Raw genomic sequence first — 843 nt, 5'->3', positions numbered from 1 at the left:
GCGTCGGCTGCGTCGGCGGCATCGGGCCCGGACGCCGAGCAGAATGCGCGTACGGCAGCGGATGCCGCCGCGCGAGGCGTTGCCCGAGCGAGCTGGTTCTCATTTGCCGCGCTGATCGTGGGCGCGATCATCGCCATCGTTTCGGGCGCGACCGGCTTCCGTCACCAGCCTCCGTTTGAAGAAGGCGGCGGATCGGCAGTCGATCGCGATGTAGCCCCCGCACGTGCTCGCACCGTTCAAGCGGGTCGTCGTACTTGATGGAACTTTCAATGAACTCAAAAATGCCTCCAAACGCTCCGCCGCCGCCTGCTGCCGTGTCTGACGAGGTTCGCCTCGCTGCCGTGCAGGAGGAACTTGCGGTGGACGTCAGAAAAACAGAAACCGGCGCAGTGCGCGTGCGTAAGGTCGTGCATGAGGAAATGCAATCCGTCGCCATGCGGCTGAGGAGCGAACAGGTCGAAGTCAGCCGCGTTGCGGTCAACCGCGCGGTCGACGAGCGCAGCGAACCACGGCAGGAAGGTAACACCCTGATCATCCCTGTCTACGAATACGTGCCTGTGGTCAGGATGCAACTGACCTTGAAGGAAGAGGTACACATTAAGACCACCGAGTCGCAAAGGGACATGGTGCATCAAGTGCTCGTCAACACCGAGGAGCTGATCGTGGAACGGCGCGAAGGTGCGGAGGGCGAGTGGAGGCGCGACCCGACCGTGGATTGACCGTAACCGGGAACAGCGGTTGCGGAACCAGCGCACGCGCAACATTCCCGGCTTAGCGTAGGCCTTTTTATGGAGATGCTGCTATGACTCAAACCATCATTGGGATATTCGATAGTTTTCAAGA

General features: G+C 61.0%; 1 protein-coding gene and 1 pseudogene. Both read left to right on the top strand.

Features of this window, described 5'->3' with window-relative positions; translation table 11 throughout:
* Positions 1-258, top strand: a pseudogene (locus tag QCE79_RS33120) (hypothetical protein); the annotation flags it as partial.
* 11 nt (positions 259-269) lie between these two features.
* Positions 270-719: a YsnF/AvaK domain-containing protein gene (locus QCE79_RS33115; RefSeq protein ID WP_309851687.1), complete on the top strand. Its 450-nt coding sequence runs from the start codon at positions 270-272 to the stop codon at positions 717-719.
* Positions 720-843: the final 124 nt, after the last annotated feature.

Source organism: Caballeronia sp. LZ003 (genome assembly GCF_031451465.1).
In the GTDB taxonomy this organism is placed as follows: domain Bacteria; phylum Pseudomonadota; class Gammaproteobacteria; order Burkholderiales; family Burkholderiaceae; genus Caballeronia.
Note: the sequence above shows the minus strand (reverse complement) of the source record. Positions and strands in the feature narration are given on the sequence as shown.

Coding starts and splice junctions, on each gene's coding strand:
- QCE79_RS33115 (WP_309851687.1), top strand. CDS start 270: ATGAACTCAAAAATGCCTCCAAACGCTCCGCCGCCGCCTGCTGCCGTG.